General features: G+C 64.8%; 14 protein-coding genes, 1 tRNA gene and 1 pseudogene. 11 read left to right on the top strand and 5 right to left on the bottom strand.

Translation table 11 applies throughout. The features are described 5' to 3' along the window. Positions 1 to 23: 23 nt before the first annotated feature. Together MAAFP003_RS04000 and MAAFP003_RS03995 are read left to right on the top strand one after the other, a co-directional pair. A pseudogene (locus MAAFP003_RS04000) lies at positions 24 to 1,003 on the top strand (DUF1214 domain-containing protein). A 92-nt stretch (positions 1,004 to 1,095) separates the two neighbouring features. Then, complete coding sequence (locus MAAFP003_RS03995; protein WP_423790851.1) at positions 1,096 to 2,433, top strand: hypothetical protein; 1,338 nt, start codon at positions 1,096 to 1,098, stop codon at positions 2,431 to 2,433. On the opposite strand, the gene MAAFP003_RS03990 is transcribed toward MAAFP003_RS03995, so the two are convergent. Continuing rightward, positions 2,430 to 3,029 (bottom strand): TetR/AcrR family transcriptional regulator, encoded by a 600-nt coding sequence (locus MAAFP003_RS03990; RefSeq protein ID WP_096284639.1) that lies wholly within the window; start codon positions 3,027 to 3,029, stop codon positions 2,430 to 2,432. The two genes, MAAFP003_RS03995 and MAAFP003_RS03990, sit on opposite strands and share 4 nt — an antisense overlap. A 72-nt stretch (positions 3,030 to 3,101) precedes the next feature. Between MAAFP003_RS03990 and MAAFP003_RS03985 the strand changes: the two genes are divergently transcribed. From MAAFP003_RS03985 to MAAFP003_RS03975, 3 genes are read left to right on the top strand one after another with little or no spacing between them, the layout of a single operon-like run. Continuing rightward, the gene (locus tag MAAFP003_RS03985) at positions 3,102 to 3,932 is read left to right on the top strand and encodes a mycofactocin-coupled SDR family oxidoreductase (RefSeq protein WP_096284637.1); all 831 of its coding nucleotides are present in this window, start codon (positions 3,102 to 3,104) and stop codon (positions 3,930 to 3,932) included. Further along, a complete protein-coding gene (locus tag MAAFP003_RS03980; protein ID WP_096284635.1) occupies positions 3,929 to 4,729 on the top strand; it encodes a mycofactocin-coupled SDR family oxidoreductase in 801 nt (266 codons plus the stop codon). Before MAAFP003_RS03985 ends, MAAFP003_RS03980 begins: the two co-directional genes overlap by 4 nt. Before the next feature lie 8 nt (positions 4,730 to 4,737). Further along, complete coding sequence (locus MAAFP003_RS03975) at positions 4,738 to 5,526, top strand: carboxymuconolactone decarboxylase family protein (RefSeq protein WP_096284633.1); 789 nt, start codon at positions 4,738 to 4,740, stop codon at positions 5,524 to 5,526. A 27-nt stretch (positions 5,527 to 5,553) separates the two neighbouring features. Here the strand turns inward: MAAFP003_RS03975 and MAAFP003_RS03970 are convergent, their stop codons facing one another. Beyond that, a complete protein-coding gene (locus MAAFP003_RS03970; RefSeq protein ID WP_096290864.1) occupies positions 5,554 to 6,417 on the bottom strand; it encodes an FkbM family methyltransferase in 864 nt (287 codons plus the stop codon). 810 nt (positions 6,418 to 7,227) lie between these two features. Between MAAFP003_RS03970 and MAAFP003_RS03965 the strand changes: the two genes are divergently transcribed. Next, positions 7,228 to 8,232, top strand: coding sequence for a zinc-binding dehydrogenase (locus tag MAAFP003_RS03965; RefSeq protein ID WP_133160817.1), 1,005 nt, complete (start codon positions 7,228 to 7,230; stop codon positions 8,230 to 8,232). Between the two features lie 68 nt (positions 8,233 to 8,300). Here MAAFP003_RS03965 and MAAFP003_RS03960 read toward each other — a convergent pair. Continuing rightward, a tRNA-Tyr gene (locus tag MAAFP003_RS03960) sits at positions 8,301 to 8,386 on the bottom strand. An 80-nt stretch (positions 8,387 to 8,466) separates the two neighbouring features. Between MAAFP003_RS03960 and MAAFP003_RS03955 the strand changes: the two genes are divergently transcribed. The 4 genes from MAAFP003_RS03955 to MAAFP003_RS03945 all read left to right on the top strand — a co-directional run bounded on the left by MAAFP003_RS03955 (position 8,467) and on the right by MAAFP003_RS03945 (position 11,809). Further along, the gene (locus tag MAAFP003_RS03955; protein WP_096284629.1) at positions 8,467 to 8,958 is read left to right on the top strand and encodes a YajQ family cyclic di-GMP-binding protein; all 492 of its coding nucleotides are present in this window, start codon (positions 8,467 to 8,469) and stop codon (positions 8,956 to 8,958) included. Positions 8,959 to 9,092: 134 nt separating this feature from the next. Next, entirely contained in the window at positions 9,093 to 9,602 is a 510-nt protein-coding gene (locus tag MAAFP003_RS29040; RefSeq protein ID WP_165796299.1) for a hypothetical protein, read from the top strand. Next, the gene (locus MAAFP003_RS03950) at positions 9,599 to 10,213 is read left to right on the top strand and encodes an RES family NAD+ phosphorylase (RefSeq protein WP_165796298.1); all 615 of its coding nucleotides are present in this window, start codon (positions 9,599 to 9,601) and stop codon (positions 10,211 to 10,213) included. The genes MAAFP003_RS29040 and MAAFP003_RS03950 overlap by 4 nt, the downstream gene beginning before the upstream one ends. Before the next feature lie 84 nt (positions 10,214 to 10,297). Beyond that, positions 10,298 to 11,809, top strand: a complete 1,512-nt coding sequence (locus tag MAAFP003_RS03945; RefSeq protein WP_096284625.1) for a flavin-containing monooxygenase — start codon at positions 10,298 to 10,300, stop codon at positions 11,807 to 11,809. Positions 11,810 to 11,837: 28 nt separating this feature from the next. Here MAAFP003_RS03945 and MAAFP003_RS03940 read toward each other — a convergent pair whose 3' ends face one another. Beyond that, positions 11,838 to 13,289, bottom strand: coding sequence for a trypsin-like peptidase domain-containing protein (locus tag MAAFP003_RS03940; RefSeq protein WP_096284623.1), 1,452 nt, complete (start codon positions 13,287 to 13,289; stop codon positions 11,838 to 11,840). A gap of 205 nt (positions 13,290 to 13,494) precedes the next feature. Between MAAFP003_RS03940 and MAAFP003_RS03935 the strand changes: the two genes are divergently transcribed. Then, a complete protein-coding gene (locus MAAFP003_RS03935) occupies positions 13,495 to 14,520 on the top strand; it encodes an NAD(P)H-dependent glycerol-3-phosphate dehydrogenase (RefSeq protein WP_096284622.1) in 1,026 nt (341 codons plus the stop codon). A 68-nt stretch (positions 14,521 to 14,588) separates the two neighbouring features. Here MAAFP003_RS03935 and htpX read toward each other — a convergent pair whose 3' ends face one another. Further along, on the bottom strand, positions 14,589 to 15,449 hold the full coding sequence (htpX, locus tag MAAFP003_RS03930) for a zinc metalloprotease HtpX (RefSeq protein WP_096290863.1): 861 nt from the start codon (positions 15,447 to 15,449) through the stop codon (positions 14,589 to 14,591). Positions 15,450 to 15,528: the final 79 nt, after the last annotated feature.

Below are 15,528 nucleotides of genomic sequence, written 5' to 3'. Positions count from 1 at the left end.
CGCGCTGCGCGCGTAAGGTCCGAATGGTGGCAGGACGGACGACGCCCGGCGGGGCGGCGGCACCGGTCTCACCGGACAACTTCGCCAGGGCCGAAGCGACTTGTATTTCGGCAATATCGTCAACGGCGGCGGGTTCGGAAAATTCATGCACATCCGGGAGCTGACGCCGCTGGACAACCAACTGGTGGTGCGTCCCAACCGTGACACCTTGTACTCCGCGGGTGTCTTCGACCTCGACGCCGCGCCGGTGACGATAGTGCTGCCCGACCCCGCCGGGCGGTTCATGTCGATGCAGGTCATCACCGAAGATCACTATGTGCCCGCCGTGTTCTACGGGCAGGGCGAACACACCCTCACCCGCGACGACGTCGGCACGCGATATGTCGCCGTCGTGATCCGCACCCTCGTCGATCCCGACGACGACGCCGACCTCGACGAGGTCCACCGGCTGCAAGATGCGGTCGCGGTGCACCATGAGGCCACCGGCACCTTTGAGACTCCGAACTGGGATCCGGTCAGCCAACAGGCGGTTCGCGAGGCTCTGGTTGCGCTGTCGGCGACGTTGCCCGACTCCCACCGGATGTTCGGCACCCAGGACGCCACCGACCCGGTGCGCCACCTGGCCGGTTCGGCCTCCGCGTGGGGCGGCAATCCGGAAAAAGATGCGATTTATTTCAGTTCCCATCCCGCCGAAAATGACGGCGCCACCGTTTACCGGCTCACCGTGGGCGAGGTGCCGGTGGACGGGTTCTGGTCGGTCACCGTCTACAACAAAGACGGCTACTTCACCCCGAACCCGCTCAACGCGTATTCGCTCAACAACATCACCGCGCGACGCGACGACAGCGGCGCGATCACCATTCAATTCGGCGGTTGTGATACCGCGACAGCCAACTGCCTGCCGATCACCGCGGGCTGGAACTACCTGGTCCGGCTCTACCGGCCGCAACAAAGGGTCCTCGACGGGCAGTGGACATTCCCCGAGGCCCAACCGGCTTCGTGATTGTGCGATTGTGAGAAAGACCCCCACGGGTCGCGGCCCCAGCGAACCCGCCTTACGCTCCTTGGTTACACGAAGTTAACGGGGGTTCACTGATGCGTGGGTTCATGGGCCGAAGTGTGCCCAGACACCGGCTTGGCCTGCTCGGGCCGGCAATCTGCCTTCTGGTTGCCGCGTGTTCGGAGACGGCGTCCCCACCAGCCGCAACGCCGACGACCTCGACTGCTACTTCGACGACGGCCACCAGTTCGGCCCCACCCCCGCCGCCGATCACCGGCCCGCTGGAGAAGGACTGGAAAAGTTACGGCGGAACGGCTTACTTCGGCTGCCCCGAGGAATTCTCGGTCAGCAAATCCGCACTCGATGACATTCGCCCCAAAATATTCGATACCAAATCAGGACAGTACGTAGCGCCGTCCCTGCCGACGATCCCCGCCGGCGAAAACGTCACCGGCGCCATCTGCGCGCTTTCGGGCACCGCGGACGACATGAAAGTCATCTATGTGGTGACCACCCTCAAACCGGCGCAGGCGCCGGCACCCGAGGTCACCAAGACCACCGCCTACAGCTTCGACTTCAAGACCGGAAAGTCGGCCGCGACGAAAGAACTGCAACCACCCACTCCCGAGTTGAAATTGAGTGAACCGAAGCAATGGCGGCTTGGCGCAACGACATCCGGCGCCGCATGGCTCAACGCCTTCACCGACGGGCATGCGACCGCGTCGCCGCCACGAACCGTCATTCTTTCCGGCACCGACCTGGCCATGCCGTGGAGCGACCCAGAACCCGGTCGAGTCTGGCCGGATGTCTTGTCGTTTCAACGAAATAACCAGCCCGGCAAGGCCTCTGGGGCAGAACTGCGCCGTCCGTCGGGAGAACCGGTCTATCAGGACAACGATGCCGTAAGCATCGATGCCGAATTATCCGATGGGCCAGACAAATTGGTGAAGATCACTCATCGTGACTCGCCGACCGCCGTGTCGACCATGTTCTTCGACCTGAATTCCAAAGCCATCATCAAAATCGGCGACACCGACCGGCTCTCCGGCGGCGGATTGACGGCGACGTTGTCGGACGGACAGCTGTTCGTCGACGGCCGGGACTCGGCCGATTCGCAGTTCGGCTTCGGAGTGTGGAACCTGCGCACCCAGCACTGGGACCTGCTGAAGAACCGAGAGGAGGCCAAGAAGATGCCGATCGCCAAGATGGCGTTCTTCGAAAACCACCTCTACATCTCGAACATCGGCGGAACGTATTCGGTGCTGGCCCTGCCCGCTGCGGACCCGGTCGCGACGAACTGGTCCATCCGGCCGTTCGAGCGGATATCGGGCTGGACGCTGGTCTGCCGCGGCGAGACCACCGCGGGCGGAGAGTGCAAGGAGATCGTCATGGTGCAAGACCAGGAAGGCCATTACCCCGGCCCTTGGTTCTAGCCCTGCGGCCGGCCCGTCTCGTGGGCCGCGGTCAACCGGTACACCGCACGCTCGAGCCCGGGGACGATCTCGGTGACCTCGATTTCCCCTTGGGTGAATCGGGCGAGGAAGCCGTATACGACGCCGGTGAGGATCAGTTCGAGGTCGCTGGCGAAACTCTGATCAGCTTGTGCCAGAACGGCTCTGGCGACTGGTACCACCGCGTCAACGCCGCGTTCGATGAGTCGCTCACCACCGGGTCCGGACCTCGCGCGAAAGTAGGATTTCAGCATCTGCGGGTGCTGCTCCCACGGTTCGAAGATGGTTCTCATCACGCGCATGAGTCCCGCGTAGAGGGATTCACCGGAGAGCCTGGCCGCCTCCGGCTCCGGCAGCTTCGCGTAGCGATTGGTGTCCATCCACCATTCGAGCGCGGCGACGATGAGTTCGTCGCGCGTGCCGAAGCGCTTGTAGATCGTCGCAAGTGACACGCGCGCCCGCCGCGCGATTTCACGCAGCGCGACGGCGTCATAGCCGTCGGTGTCGAGTAGCTCGACGACGATTCCGATGATCGGGTCGACCGTCTCGGAACCCCTGTTGCGGGTCACGGTAACCATGTTACTGTGCTGCGAGTAACCCGGTTACCGGTGATCTAACTGCACTGACGCGGCGATCCAAAGTGAGGACATGTGGGCCAGCTGGACGGCAAGGTCGCCTTTATCTCCGGAGTCGCACGTGGCCAGGGACGCAGCCATGCGATCCGGCTGGCCCGCGACGGCGCCGACATCATCGGCATCGACATCTGCACGGACATCCCGGCCAATCACTACCCGATGGCATCGCGCCAGGAGCTCGACGAAACGATCGCCCTTGTCGAACAGGCCGGCGGCAAGATGCTCGGCACCGTGGCGGACGTGCGTGACTTCCTGCAAGTCAAGGTGGCGTTGGACGCCGGGGTCGCGCATTTCGGCCGCCTCGACATCGTGCTGGCGAACGCCGGGATCGCTCCGGTGGCCTTTCGTGAGCTGAGTATCGAAGAAGAGTTGGCCCAATGGCGCGCGGCGGTCGACGTCAATCTCGACGGCTCCTACCACGTCGCGGCGGCCGCGGTTCCCCATCTGCTGTCCGGGAATCGGGGTGGATCGATCGTGTTCACCAGTTCGACGGCCGGACTGAGGGGATTCGGTGGCGTGCAGGGTGGCGGACTCGGCTATGCGGCGTCCAAGCACGGCATCGTCGGGCTGATGCGCACCCTCGCCAATGCTCTTGCGCCGGCGAACATCCGGGTCAACACGGTGCATCCCACCGCGGTCAACACCATGATGGCGATCAATCCCACGATGACCGAATTCCTCGAAAACTATCCCGGCGGCGGACCACATCTGCAGAACCCGCTGCCGGTCGAGTTGCTCCAGCCTGAAGACATCAGTGCCGCCATCGCGTTCCTGGTGTCCGACGAGGGCCGGTACATCACGGGTGTGACGTTCCCCGTCGACGCCGGATTCTGCAACAAGCTATGAGCGGGCGGGCGGCCGGCAAACGCGTCGTGATCACCGGGGCGGCAAGGGGAATGGGCCGCAGCCACGCGGTACGCCTGGCCGAAGAAGGCGCCGACCTGGTGCTGGTCGATGTCTGCGCGCCGCTTGCCGGGCTGGAATACCCGCTGGCGACGAAAGAAGAACTGGAGGAAACCGCGCGCCTGGTCCGCGACCGTGGCCGCACGGCTCTGACCTACGTAGCCGACGTCCGCGACGCCGATGCGATGAAATCCGTTACGGACGACGCGGTCTCGCGGCTCGGCGGGCTCGACGCGGCGGTAGCCAACGCCGGCGTCCTGACCACCGGCACTTGGGACACCACCACGGCCGAGCAGTGGCGCCTGGTGACGGATGTCAATCTGATCGGAGCGTGGAACACCTGCGCCGCCGCGATTCCCCACTTGATCGAGCGAGGCGGCAGCCTGGTCAACATCAGTTCGTCGGCAGGCATCAAGGGCACCCCGCTACACGTGCCATATACCGCATCCAAGCACGCCATCGTGGGCATGAGCTTGGCGCTCGCCAATGAGCTGGCGGCACAAAGCATTCGGGTCAACACGGTCCATCCCACGGGCGTCGCGACGGGAATGGCGCCGGCATCCCTGCACCAACACATCGAGGCACGAGCCGACTTGGTGCCCATCTTCGTCAATGCGCTGCCGGTACCGCTCATCGAGGCAGCCGACGTGAGCAACGCCGTGCTCTTCCTGGTATCGGATGAATCGCGTTATGTCACCGGCCTCGAATTCAAAGTAGACGCCGGCGTGACGATTAGGTAGGAGCCGCGATGGATCATCAACGTCGAGAGCGGGGCATCCGCGCGTATGCCGAGGTGATGGCCGTCGACCCGCCCGCGGATACCAGTACCCCGTTTGCCGCCGGGCTGATCGACTTCGTCTTCGCCGAGGTGTGGTCGCGGCCGACGCTGAGCCGTCGCGATCGCAGGTTCGTCACCCTGGCCTGCGTGGCCGCCGCCGATGCGATGACGCCCCTGGAGCAACACGTCTACGCGGCGCTGAGTAGCGGTGATATCTCGATCACCGAAATGCGGGAGGCGGTACTACATTTCGCCGTCTACGCGGGCTGGCCCAAAGCGTCGAGGTTCAACATCGTCGTCGACCAGCAGTGGTCGGCCCTGATGGCGGAACGCGGCCAGCAGCCGCCACCCGCCGAGGAGTTGCTGCCACTGGTCACCGAAAGCGATCCGGAGCAACGGCTGCTGGGCGGCGAGAGCTCGTTCAAGGACATCAACTGCATCCCGTTCGCGCCGCCGCGGGACAACCCGTACACCGGCGCGGGCATCCTGAACTTCGTCTTCGGCGAGATGTGGCTTCGCCCCGGGCTGGGCATGAAGGAGCGGCGGCTGATCACCGTCGCGTGTGTCGCGTTCCAGGACGCCGAGATCCCGATCGTGTCCCACGTCTACGCGGCACTCAAGAGCGGTGACGTTTCGTTCGGCGAAATGGACGAACTGGCTTTGCAATTCGCGGCGTACTACGGCTGCGCGAAGGCCGAGTATCTCCACAGGGTCATCGACGAGCAGAAGCAGCGGGTGCTGGCGGAAAGCGAATCATGAGGAGCCTCGCGTCCGGCCTGACCGAATTCAACCGGCGGACAACAGGTTCAAATACCCCTGCAGGACTCCGGCCTCGACCGCCTTCCGGCGCTCCAGCAGCAGCACACAACGCAGCGCGAGATCGAACGATCGATAACAGTAGTGCGCGATCAGGGCGAGGTGCTTGAGTTGTTCGTCACTCATCGTCTCCGCGTGGATGAAGTCCCGCACGTAGACCATGTCGGCTTCCAGGAGCTGGTTGATGGGCTGGCGCGGATCCAAACACGGCGAGATGGGCCATAGCTTGATCTCGCGGAAACCGTGCGGAATAAATCCCTGGCCGCGTAGCTCGGCGTCGATGTCGCCCAGCGTTGGCTGGTCCTTGTACAGCGTCACGAATGGAATCTCGGTTTGTATCGCGACCGTCTCGGCGAGTCTCGCTGTGCCGCCCCGAAATACCGCGAGTTCGCTTCCTTGAACGTCTATTTTCAGAAAGTCGACGTGTTCAATCTCGGAGATGTCATCAAGCTTGTGCGCTTGCACGGGTACCCGCTCGACCACGAGCCCCGGCAGCTTGAGGTACTCGAAAACGTCCAGCGCCGCCGGGTCCAATTCGAGCAGGCTCGTCATTCCGGATCCGCGACACACGTTGAGCGTGTGCGCTTTGCCATCGCCCACGGCATACGGCAGATACCGCTCCGGCAAGCCTTCGCGGCTCTGCAACGTTCGCAGCGGATCGCCCTGCGGCTCGAATCCCGTTACACGACATAGTCTCGCGGCCAGCATTGGCGTATAAGGCGGCTCGGAATCGATCGGATTCGCACCGACGTCGACGATCTCGGTAATGCGTTGCGGGACAACAAGGCTCCAGAAATCCGCAATCTTGCTGGTGCCGTCCGGAACGTCTGCCATGACCACGAAGTCAAGTATTCGGCATTTCGCCACGCGCCGTCTAGGCCACGACGAATACCGAAATGGCCCGGCCCCTTTCACTGCACTATGTATCAAATATGTTTCGGTTGAGCTGCGATGGTGTCGCCCTGCGTTTACGGTTGTAAAACTCTCGGCGCGCCAAGGCGCCTCGACAATGGCGCCCCGGTAATTTTAATTCAAGTCGCCCACCGTTGGACGATTCCCCCGCTCCGCTGGATGGAGGACGCCAATGTACAAACGTGAAACCGAAGAATGCCGAAAGTGCCGGGGCCAGGCCGACGCGCTGGTCTGGTATCAGTACTCCTCACGGGGGAACACGGTCGGACGCGTCATCTACCGGATGCGCTGCCGCAGTGGCTGTTCTGGCTTGGTAGTCGACGGGCCCGGCGCCCGCTGCTAGCGCCGTCACCAAAAGATAGGTGACCGGTCGGCTCACTGCCGATCAGGAATTCGTCCGATTCATGTTCGTCGGCAAGCGCCTAGACCGGCGTAACGCGCCGCCTGAGCCAACCCGCCTCCGTGAACATCGGCCGCAGCCGCGGCGAACGCTTCTTTTCTCGATGCAGGCGTCCAGAGAGCCTTTTGGCACGCCGGCCGCATCGGTGATGTCTGTTGACGCCACCCTGCGGAAGAATCCGCGCCGAGTTCGAGTCCTGCCAGCGGGCGCGTGGCCACCGAGGTGCCGACGGGCAGCTGAGCCGCCGGACCCAACCGGCGCAGCCCTTCCGCGCGTTGAAATTACGGTGTAATTATTATGTGATTCAACGCACAGACAGGCCGGGGAGCGACGTGAAAGCTTGGCAAGTCCACGGAAGCGGTGAGCCGGCGGACGTCTTGCGCCAAGTGGACCGGGAGCTGCCCGAGCCCGGGGCCGAGCAGGTAAGAATCCAGGTCGCCGCGGCGGGGCTCGGACTGCCGGATGTGCTGATGTGTCGCGGCACCTACCCGCTGACTCCCCCATTGCCGTTTACGCCCGGCCAGGAACTGGTCGGCACTGTCACCGCGGTCGGGCCGGGCGCCGACATCGCAATCGGCACCCGCGTAATGGGCGTCAGTGACTTTGTCAGCGGCAACGGGTCCTTCGCCACCGAAGCGCTCGCACACGCCAGCACCGTCTTCCCCGCTCCCGCCAACATGGACGACTCCGCCGCGGCCGGATTCTGGATCCCGAACATGACGGCATGGATCGGCCTGGTCGATCGCGGCGGACTCCAGGCGGGAGAACGCCTCGCGGTGCTGGGCGCAGCCGGCGGCAGCGGCATCGCCGCCGTCCAACTCGGGAAGGCCAAGGGCGCGAAGGTGCTGGCCGTCGTCAGCGACGAGAGGAGGGCCGAATACTGCCGATCCCTGGGCGCCGACGACGTCGTCGTCGCCCTCGGCGAAACCGCTTCTGACGGAACACCACTCGCACATGCGCTGCGCGAAGCGACCGACTGGGCCGGTCTGGACGTGATCTTCGACCCGGTCGGCGGCGCGCAAGGCACCGCGGCCATGGGCGCCCTGGCCCGCGACGGCCGGCATCTGGCGGTCGGCTTCGCCAGCGGCACCTGGACGACCCCCGACGTGGCCATGATGGTCATGACGAACACCGCACTGGTCGGTGTGCTCGCGGCGGGCTACAGCCGCGAGCATCTCGAAGGGATCCGGCGCGGCCTCGAGGAATTGGTCGACGCCGGGACCATCGCGAAAACGGTGACCGAAAGCGTGTCGTTCAACGACATCCCCGAAGCGCTCGCGCGACTGGGCAGCCGCAAAGTTCTCGGCAAGATCGTCGCCCAAATCGACGGCGCCTGACGCTGGGGCCGCCGCGCCCGGTCCGGGGGCCAAACCCGTTGCGGTGCGCGAAAATACCTTCTGACCTGTGGTGGCAGGTACTGGATTCGAACCAGTGTAGGCGTAAGCCGACGGATTTACAGTCCGCTCCCATTGGCCGCTCGGGCAACCTGCCGCCTAGCAGGGTACAACGAGCGGGTAGACAATTCACAAACGGCTAGGAGCAACCCGGAACCAACGAGGAAGGGCGTTCGCATGGCGGACTCATCGTTCGACATCGTCAGCAAGTTCGATCGGCAAGAGGTCGACAACGCGCTTAACCAGGCCGCCAAGGAGTTGGCCACCCGGTTCGATTTCCGCGGCACCGACACCACGATCGCCTGGAAGGGCGAAGAGGGCGTCGAACTGACCTCCTCCACCGAGGAGCGCATCAAGGCCGCCATCGACGTGTTCAAGGAGAAGCTGATCCGCCGCGACATCTCGATGAAGGCCTTCGACGCCGGCGAGCCGCAGGCCTCCGGCAAGACCTTCAAGGTCACCGGCACCCTCAAGCAGGGCATCGACAGCGAGAACGCCAAGAAGATCACCAAGCTGATCCGCGACGACGGGCCCAAGGGCGTCAAGACCCAGATCCAGGGCGACGAGATTCGGGTCAGCAGCAAGAAGCGCGACGATTTGCAAGCCGTCCAAGCGCTGCTGCGCGGCGCCGACCTCGACGTGGCGCTGCAGTTCGTCAACTACCGCTAGCGAGCCGAGCGTAAGCACGCTGCGAAATGGAGCGCGCTTTTTCGCGGTGCCTTTACGCTCGCGAAAAAGCGCACCCTTTAGCGTTCGTTTCGTGCAGTAAACTGGGCCGCACGGATCGAATGTAGGAGCTGGTCATGCCCCCCACGGTCGCCGAGCTGGACGCCGCTCACCGTCGGCTCCGCGAAAGCGCCCACGCGGTGGGCGTCGCCCTGTCGTCGGTCGCCGGGTACACCGAGCCCGCCGTCGCGCGGGCAGTGCAGGCCGAGCTGAATCTGTATGCCCGCATCACGGCCGAGTTCGGGATGCTGACCAGCACCGAAGCCGGCAAGCGGATGGGGTCGCGGTCGAGCGCGCCGCGTAACCTGGCCACCACCGCGCGCCGCAACAAGACACTGCTCGCGGTCCGCCAGGGCAACTATCTGTCCTATCCCGGTTTCCAGTTCGGGCCGGACGGCAAGCCGCTGCCCGTGATCGGACGCCTGCTCGCGCTGGCCGACGACAGTGGCTGGTCGGAGGCGGGCCTGGTGCAGTGGCTCTGCTCCCCCACCACCTATCTGGACGGAGACCGGCCCGTCGACCACCTCGTCACGGATCCCGATCGCGTCCTGGCGGTCGCCGGGGAGGCGCTGAACGTTTCGTGGTGAGACGTCCGCCGGACCCCTTCGACCCGGCCACCGCCACGCTGCCGGAGGGTCAGCTGCTTTACCGGGTCCTGTCGGCCACCCGAACCGCCACCGACTTCAACCCCGGTTTCGGCGCGCGGACCCGGTTCGGCTTCTTCGGCAAGCCGGTGGTGCCGATCATGTACGCGGCAGACACCGAAGACGCGGCCGTCGCCGAGACGTTGCTGCACGATATTCCGGTCGACGGCGGTCTGCTGCCGTACGACCAATACGCGGCCAAGGTGCTCGTCCGGCTCAAAGTCGAGCAGGAGTTGCGCCTCGCCGTACTGCACGGCACCGGGCTGCGCCGGCTCAAGGTCACCGCCGGTGAACTCACGTCCAGCCCGGCATCGAGCTACGCCAGCACGGTGCGCTGGGCGCAGGCCGCCCATGACTCGGGGTTCGACGGGCTGGTGTGGATGTCGCGGCAATGCAACGACACCAAGGCATACGTATTCTTCGGCGACAGGTGCTCACAGGGGTTCAGTCAGGATCCGTCGCACGCGCGCATCTTCGCCAGCCCGGCCGACCAAATCTGGCTGATCGATCGCTGCGCGCCGCTGCACGTCGACGTGCTGATCGAGCCTTCGTAACACGAACATTTCCGGCCTGCTGGCTCCACCAACCAGTCGGTGCCTAATGTAGTGACGAGTCCCACACTGCAAGCGAGGTTCACGATGACCGTGACTCCCCAGGAAGCCACCGGCCGCCCACCGGCCAAGGCCGGCTACTTCGACGTTGTCATCATCGGCGCCGGGATCTCCGGCATCGACGCGGCTTACCGCATCGCCGAGCGCAACCCCCAGATGACGTACACGATTTTGGAACGCCGCGAGCAGATCGGCGGTACGTGGGATCTGTTCCGGTATCCGGGAGTGCGTTCGGACAGCAGCATCTTCACGCTGTCGTTTCCCTTCGAGCCCTGGACCCGGAGGGAGGGCGTCGCCGACGGCGAGCACATCCGCGAATACCTGGCGGCCACCGCACACAAGTACGGCATCGATCGCCACATCCAGTTCAACAGCTATGTCCGTTCCGCGGATTGGGATTCGTCCACCGACACCTGGACGATCACCGTCGACCAAGGCGACTCCACCACGGTGTACCGCAGCCGGTTCGTGTTCTTCGCTTCCGGCTACTACAACTACGACGAGGGCTACACCCCGGAATTCCCCGACATCGAGCGGTTCGGCGGCACCGTCATCCATCCCCAGCGCTGGCCCGAGGACCTCGATTACGACGGCAAGAAGATCGTGGTGATCGGTAGCGGCGCCACCGCGGTCACCCTGCTTCCCTCGCTGTCAGAGCGGGCCGCGAAAGTGACCATGCTGCAGCGCTCGCCGACCTATCTGGTCTCTGCAACGAAGTATCGAACAATCGACGCCGTCATTCGTGCTCTGTTGCCGCGCAAGGTATCTCACCTGGTAATCCGGATGTACACCGCCCTGACCGAGGCCGTGTTCTTCTTCATGTCCCGCAAGCTGCCCGGTTTGATCAAGCGGCTGTTGCGGCGTCAGGCGGTGGACAATCTGCCCGACGGGTACGCGGTCGACGTCCACTTCAAACCGCGATACAACCCGTGGGACCAGCGGATGTGCATGATCCCCGACGCGGACCTGTACAACGCGATCAGCCAGGGCCGCGCCGAGGTGGTGACCGATCAGATCGACCACTTCGATGCCACCGGCATCGCGCTGAAGTCCGGCGCACACCTCGACGCCGACATCATCGTCACCGCCACCGGCTTGCAACTGCAGGCGCTGGGCGGCGCCACAATCAGCCTGGACGGCGAAAAGGTCGACCACCGTGAGCGTTTCGTCTACAAGGCGCACATGCTCGAAGACGTGCCGAACCTGTTCTGGTGCGTGGGTTACACCAACGCGTCGTGGACACTGCGTGCCGACATCACCGCCCGTGCCACCGCAAAACTGCTGGCGCACATGGCTTCTCATGGCTACACCCACGCCTACCCACACCTGGGCAACCAGCCGATGACCGAGAAACCGTCCTGGGACATCAACGCCGGCTACGTGTTGCGTTCCGCGCATCAGTTACCCAAGTCGGGCACCAAGCGGCCGTGGAACGTGCGGCAGAACTACCTCGCCGATGCCCTCGACTACCGGTTCGACCGGATCGAGGAGTCGATGGAATTCGGCCGCGTCCCCGACCGGGCGCCAGTAGCGGGTTAGCTCCCGTTGGGCCCAAACTGTCCGGGCGTCAGAATAATTGGCCGGTTTCCGCCTCGGGTCGCAAGAGTTCGATGTGCTTGCCACAGCTGGGACAGAACTTTTCGGCGGGATGGTGCTGCGCCCCGCAATTGGCGCAGTAGTGCGGCTCCGTCGCAGTCGCATGAGGTTCGGCGACCGGGCTATCGACGCGTTCGTGCCTGCCGACGACCTCGGGCAAAGCCGCGATACCCGCTTGCGTGCGGCGCTGCCGACGGCTCTTGAGCACCATGAATGCCACCCAGCCGCCGACGACCAGCATCATCAGAATCCCGCTGACGATGTACCACAACAGGTTTGAGGTATGGAACACCGACACGTCACCATACTGCTGGCGCAGATTCACCGCGCTCGTCTTCAGATCGGCCAGCCCGGGATAATCCGGTGACAACGCCGCGGCCTGGTCGAAGTTCTTGATCGCGTCGCTGTAGCGGCCGGAGTAGTAGTTGCTGAGCCCCTTGCGGTAATAGACGTCGGCGGGGCCGAGTTCTGGCTTGACGGCCTTGCCGGCCAGCATCGCCGCCAGACGATCGACCGGGGCGATGAAGTTGAACGCCTGCGGCTCACCGACGGGGGCGAAGCTGTTCACGCCGATCACCCTGCCGTCGAGTGCGATCGTCGGGCCGCCGCTCATGCCTTCCGAAACGGCGGCGTCGATCTCGTACTCCGGCATGGTCTGGATCGCCGACTTCTTATTCACCTTGCCGCTCTTGTTCGTTGGATCCAGCGAGGGGCCGGTGACCCGTTGCGTGGCTTCGGGGAAACCGACCGCGAGAATCGGGGTGCCGATGTTGACGTCGGCGTCGCCGGCCAGCTCGGAGGACGGCATGCCGTGCCTTTCCACCTTGAGCAACGCGACGTCACCCTTGCCGAGGGGCCGGAAATCGACCACGCTCGCGGGCAGCTTGCCGGTGAGCTTGGTCCCCGCGCCGTAGAGCACCGTGAGGCCGACCTCGGGACCCCGGTCGGGGCTCTTACCTTCTATCCGCGCGTTCTTGCGCAGCCACTCCGCTGTGGCGACGGGATCCTTCCCGGTGGGTGAGTCCGGAAACTGTTCGATGTAGGCGTCCGCGGCACTCTTGGCGATGAAATCTTTCGCGTTTTCCGGGTCGACGCAGTGGCCGGCGGTAGCGACCCAGCCGTCGGGGTTGACGACGAAACCGGTGCACGACCAGTTCGCATCGAAGGGAAGATTCAAGCCTCCGCCGAATGGAGACAACGTCTGCCCGTCGGGCAGACGCACCTGGCCGAAGGTTTCGACGTCGAGATAGACCACGGCGGGCCGTATCAGCGCGGCCGCCCTCTCCTCGGGGTTGGCCTGGGGCCGTGCGCCATCGGCGGCGGCGACGCCCGGCGATCCGGCCAGCACCACCAGAGCAGCCGCGAACGCCCGGCTGCCGCGGGCCACGAACCCTGTACTCGCCAGGTCCGCTCGTCGGGACATGATTCCTCCTCGATGAAGCGATGACCTTGACGATCCGGTGCCGGGGCGCCGTCGGGTAGGGACCGAAGTCCCCTGCTCGGAGGTCGTTGGTTTTAACTTCACCCGCAGGCCGCCGCGTTCGGTGTCTGCGCGGGGAACCCGGCGCCGGCCCACACTCCGAGTGAACTGCTACTAAATGTGAGGTTTCAGCAATACGCTGAGCTTCATGGCAGCCGAGAAGCGCGAACCCAAAGTCGTTGTCCTTGGCGGTGGTTCCTGGGGAACCACCGTGGCGTCCATTTGCGCGCGCCGAGGACCGACGCTGCAGTGGGTGCGCTCCGAGGAGACCGCCAATGACATCAACGAGCAGCACCGCAATACCCGCTACCTCGGAAACGACGTGATCCTCAGCGAGACGCTGCGCGCCACGACCGATTTCGCCGAGGCCGCCCACTGTGCCGACGTTCTCGTGATGGGCGTGCCCTCGCATGGCTTCCGCGGGGTGCTGACCGAACTGAGTAAGGAACTGCGGCCCTGGGTTCCGGTGGTGTCGTTGGTCAAGGGGCTCGAGCAGGGCACCAATATGCGGATGTCGCAGATCATCGAGGAGGTGCTGCCAGGTCATCCGGCGGGCATCCTGGCCGGACCCAACATCGCGCGCGAGGTCGGCGAGGGTTATGCGGCCGCGGCGGTGCTGGCGATGCCCGACCAGCATCTGGCGACCCGGCTGTCGGGGCTGTTCCGCACCCGGCGATTCCGGGTCTACACCACCGACGACGTCATCGGCGTCGAGATGGCGGGTGCGCTGAAGAACGTCTATGCGATCGCGGTCGGGATGGGCTACTCGCTGGGCATCGGGGAGAACACCCGTGCGCTGGTGATCGCGCGGGCGTTGCGCGAGATGACGAAGCTGGGCGTGGCGCTGGGCGGTGATCCGGAAACCTTCCCCGGGCTGGCCGGCCTGGGTGATCTGATCGTCACCTGTACCAGTCAGCGCAGCCGCAACCGCCACGTCGGTGAACAACTCGGCGCGGGCAAGCCCATCGACGAGATCATTGCGTCGATGAACCAGGTCGCCGAGGGAGTGAAGGCTGCCAGCGTGATCATGGAGTTCGCCAACGACTTCGGCCTGAGCATGCCGATCGCCCGCGAAGTCGACGGCGTCATCAATCACGGCTCGACGGTCGAGCAGGCCTACAGCGGCTTGATCGCCGAGGTGCCGGGGCACGAGGTGCACGGCTCCGGGTTCTGATCGAAGCCGAACAGCCCTATCGCGCTGGGCAATTCGCGGCCTCGCGTGGACGACGCCCGCCCGCTGTCTTACCCGCGCGCCATCGCCTCCAGCCGGCGGATGCGATCTTCGATCGGCGGGTGCGTCGAGAACATCGAGCCGATGCGCTCGCCGGCGCGGAACGGATTGGCGATCATCAAATGGGCCTGGCTGGCCAGCTGCGGCTCGGGCGGCAACGGGGCCGCCTGCACACCGCCGGAAATCTTGCGCAGGGCCGACGCCAAGGCCAGCGGGTCACCGGTCAGCACCGCGCCGGACTCGTCGGCCTGGTACTCGCGGGACCGCGAGACGGCCAGCTTGACCACCGTCGCCGCGATCGGGCCCAGCAGCGAAACCAGCAGCAGCGCAAAGGGATTCTCACCGTCGCGGTTGCCACCGAACAGGCCGGCCCACATCGCCATGTTGGCCAGGGCGGTGATCACACCCGCCAGCGCGCCGGCCACACAGGAGATCAGAATGTCGCGGTTGTAGACGTGCGAGAGTTCGTGGCCCAGCACGGCGCGCAGCTCACGCTCGTTGAGGATGTCCAGAATGCCGGTGGTGCAGCACACCGCGGCGTTGCGCGGGTTGCGTCCGGTCGCGAAGGCATTTGGAGCGTTGGTGTCGCTGATGTACAGCCGGGGCATGGGCTGGTGTGCGGCGGTGGCCAGCTCGCGCACGATCCGGTAGATCACCGGAGCCTGAAGTTCGGACACCGGCTGGGCGTGCATCGCACGCAGCGCCAGCTTGTCGCTGTTGTAGTACGTGTACAGGTTCATGCCGATGGCGAACATCAGCGCCAGGAACATCGCCGTCCTGCCGAACAGCGACCCCACGAACACGATCATCGCGGACATACCGGCCAACAGCAGGAAGGTTTTCAGCTTGTTGGCATGCGGATGCCAGGTCATCGGGTTGTCCTCCCCTAAGAAGAACTCGGTCATTGCTTGACTGTTGTCAATTGAACGCCCCGGACGACCTTCCGGGTTC

The organism is Mycobacterium ahvazicum, assembly GCF_900176255.2.
GTDB classification, from domain to species: Bacteria; Actinomycetota; Actinomycetes; order Mycobacteriales; family Mycobacteriaceae; genus Mycobacterium; species Mycobacterium ahvazicum.
The sequence above is the reverse complement of the archived record's forward strand: the minus strand, read 5'-3'. Positions and strand labels throughout refer to the sequence as shown.